The 3,142-nt window shown below is 70.5% G+C and carries 2 protein-coding genes; both read left to right on the forward strand.

Features of this window, described 5'->3' with window-relative positions; translation table 11 throughout:
• Positions 1 to 299 precede the first annotated feature (299 nt).
• Positions 300 to 1,424: a metallophosphoesterase family protein gene (locus GHC57_RS18735; RefSeq protein WP_153347126.1), complete on the forward strand. Its 1,125-nt coding sequence runs from the start codon at positions 300 to 302 to the stop codon at positions 1,422 to 1,424.
• A gap of 180 nt (positions 1,425 to 1,604) precedes the next feature.
• On the forward strand, positions 1,605 to 2,732 hold the full coding sequence (locus GHC57_RS18740; RefSeq protein WP_153347128.1) for a PAS domain-containing protein: 1,128 nt from the start codon (positions 1,605 to 1,607) through the stop codon (positions 2,730 to 2,732).
• Positions 2,733 to 3,142: the final 410 nt, after the last annotated feature.

A 3,142-nucleotide genomic window follows, 5' to 3' on the forward strand; every position in this document is an offset into this window, starting at 1 on the left:
AACGTGTCCCGATCCATGCCCGCCTCCCGCGTTCGGTATCCTTCATGATACCAAATCCGGGAATGCATAGCGAACGCGATTTGAGCCATTTTTAATGGGTCATCCCGAGTGAGCGAAGCGAGACGAGGGATCTCGAGCGGCCTGCTCAGGCGGCGCGGAACAGGCCGTCATGTTAACCTGAACCCGTTGCCGTGACGCCGTCCAAACCTCTGCTGAGATTCCCCGCCGGCCGTGGTAGAGTGGGCTCTCGGGGGGAACCGAGTCTCGGAATGGGGGAGGGCCGGCCACAGGAGGCCCCGATGAAGCTGCTGGCGATCAGCGACCTGCACCTCGGGCATGCCAAGAACCGGGCGATTCTGGAGTCTCCCGCGGAGCACCGGGACGACTGGCTGATCCTGTGCGGCGACGTGGGCGAAACGCTGGTCCATGTGGCCGCCGCCTTCGAGGCGCTGGTGCCCCGCTTCGCCCAGGTGATCTGGGTGCCCGGCAACCACGAGCTGTGGACCACCGAGGAGGCGCGCGGCCGCCTGTCCGGTGTGCGCAAGTACGACGCGCTGGTGGCGCTGGCCCGGGCCTACGGCGTGCTCACACCGGAAGACCCCTACCCCGTCTGGCCGGCGGACCTCCCCGGCCCCCGGCCCGAGGGCGCCGCCCCGGGGGCGCGCCACCCGCGCGTGATCTGCCCCCTGTTCGTGCTGTACGACTACAGCTTCCGGCCCGCCAACGTGGCCATGGAGGACCTGCGCGCCTGGGCCACGGCCGGGCGCGCGCGCTCCGCCGACGAAGTGCACCTGTCCCCCGCGCCCTATCCCGACCGGGCGAGCTGGTGCCGGGCGCGCCTGGACTACACCGAGTCCCGCCTCGCCGCCCTGCCCAAGGGGACGCGGCCGATTCTCATCAACCACTTCCCGCTGCGCCGGGACCTGCTGTTCATCAGCCGGGTGCCGCGCCTGGCGCCCTGGTGCGGCACGGTCGCGACCGAGGACTGGCACCGCCGCTTCCGCGCCCCCGTCGTGGTCACCGGCCATCAGCACGTGCCGCGCACGGACTGGCGTCACGGCACCCGGTTCGAGGAGGTCTCGCTGGGCTATCCGCGCGAGTGGCGCGCCCGCTTCACGGCCCCCCGCCTGGAGGACGTGCTGCGCGAGGTGCTGCCGGGGCCGCCGGCCCGCCCGGTGCGCCGCTTCACCGCCGGGGTGGCGGAGCGCACCGCCCGCGCCGCCATCGCCGCCCTGCGCTGGGACCGCCACCGGGAGCGTCGCCGCGCTCCGGCCGTGCTGGAGCAGGTGGCGCACGGCGGCCGCCCCGCCGACACGGAGACACCGACGCCGCCCACGGGGACGGCCGTCTCGCGCCTGCTGCCGGGCACCCTGTGGCGCTTCCGCTCGCGCGCCCCGACGGCGCCCGAGGAGCGCGGGTCCTGACCGGCGCGCCTCGAAGCCGCGCCGTGGGTTGATCGGATCCGCGCGGGATCGCCCGCGCCTCCCGAACGTGGTCAGTCCCTTGCTGCCCTTCGCATACGGTGTCACAGTCTGGAGGAGTCGCGGGCGGTGCGGCCCGGGGTCCGAGCGCACAACGGCAGGGGCGGGAGTGGCGGGACCGACATGACGCGCGACACCGACACCACGCTGGACTCGCTGCGCGCCGTCGCCATCCAGGGCTACGACGCCGACCGGCGCGTGTTCTACTGGAACGACGCCAGCACCCATCTGTACGGCTTCACGGCGGCCGAGGCGCTGGGCCGGCGCCTGGAAGACCTCATCATCCCGGAGCACATCCAGAACGCCGTCGTCGCGGAAATCGCCGCCTGGCTGGCCGGCGGCCCGCCCCCCAGCGGCGGACAGATCGCCCTACGGCACAAGAGCGGGGGTCTGGTGCGGGTGCGCTCCAACCACCTGTCCCTGCGCGACGACGAGGGCCGGGCGCGGCTGTTCTGCGTCGATGTGCCGCTGGAACAGCAGGTGGCGCTGGAAGCCACCCTCAACAGCCTGTGGCCGGTGGACGGAGACCCGGGGGCCACCGGGCCCGCCCGGGAGCCGGATCAGACGCCGGAGGCCGGCGCACTCGCCGTACGCACCCCCCTGACCGCCGTCATGGACTTCAGCCGCCGCCTCGCGGCCCTCCAGTTCGAGGGCGTGGACGTGCCCTGCGGCAGCGCCGACCTGGCCGCGGTCGGGCTCGGCGCCGGCGTGGCGCGCGCGGTCGAGCAGAACATGGCCCTGCTGGGCGCAGCGCCTGTCAGCCTGGACCCGCACTCCCGGCCGGTGCCGGTGCAGGATATCCTGGTCGAGGTCGCCGGCGTGCTGCTGGCCACCCGCCCCGACCGCGAGGATCTGGTCACCGTCGGGTCGGTGCCGCCGGACCTGTGGGTGCATGCGGACGGCTTCCTGCTGACCCACGCGCTGACCGCGCTGGCCCGCTTCGGCCTGCACAACGGGCTGGGGCGCCGGCCGGTGATGCTGTCGGCCCAGTTCCGGCACGGGGTCGCCGAGACGGTCCTGTTCCTGGTCGAGGACGCCGGTCCCCCGGTGCCCGACGCCCTGCGGCTGCGGCTGGTCTCCGGCCAGCCCGTGACCCTCCACGCCCGCGCCGGGAGCGACCGGGCCGGGCTGTTCCACCTGTCCCTCGTGCAGCGCATCGCGCTCGCCACCGGCGCCCTGCTGGCGTTCGAGCCGACCGCCGAGGGCACCAACCGCGCCGTGCTGGGCCTGCCGGCGGTGGGTGGAGGGTGAGGGGGGCTCTATCTTTCTGCTTGCCACGCTCGGCTAGTCATTCTACTAAAAAATTATCATTATAAATTGCAATTTAACCTGAGCGGGGCTATAAATCGTCTGTTGGTTTTGCTTGTTATTGGGAAATAGGAAGAATGCCTGATTTCGCGAACGATATGTTAAATGGAGCCGAATTTGAAGCCTCTGTTCGACAGGTCGCCCGGCAGCTATATCGTCAGGCCAACTCCACGGGCTCATTTAAACTTGACGGTAGGGAGCGCGACGAGGTCATCGACACAGGCACTGAACTAATTGTCGTAGAGGCGACTCAGTCCCTGAAACTTCAAAAAACAAGGCTCAGTTTGCGTTAGATATGCATGCTGGTTGTTTGGGCGAGATAAGTCCGGCGATGCATGCCAGGATTGCACGGG

The organism is Roseospira navarrensis, assembly GCF_009601025.1.
Taxonomy (GTDB): domain Bacteria; phylum Pseudomonadota; class Alphaproteobacteria; order Rhodospirillales; family Rhodospirillaceae; genus Rhodospira; species Rhodospira navarrensis.

Bases quoted from the DNA above. Each gene is read 5' to 3' on its own strand.
- GHC57_RS18735 (WP_153347126.1), top strand. From the start codon at position 300: ATGAAGCTGCTGGCGATCAGCGACCTGCACCTCGGGCATGCCAAGAAC.
- GHC57_RS18740 (WP_153347128.1), top strand. From the start codon at position 1,605: ATGACGCGCGACACCGACACCACGCTGGACTCGCTGCGCGCCGTCGCC.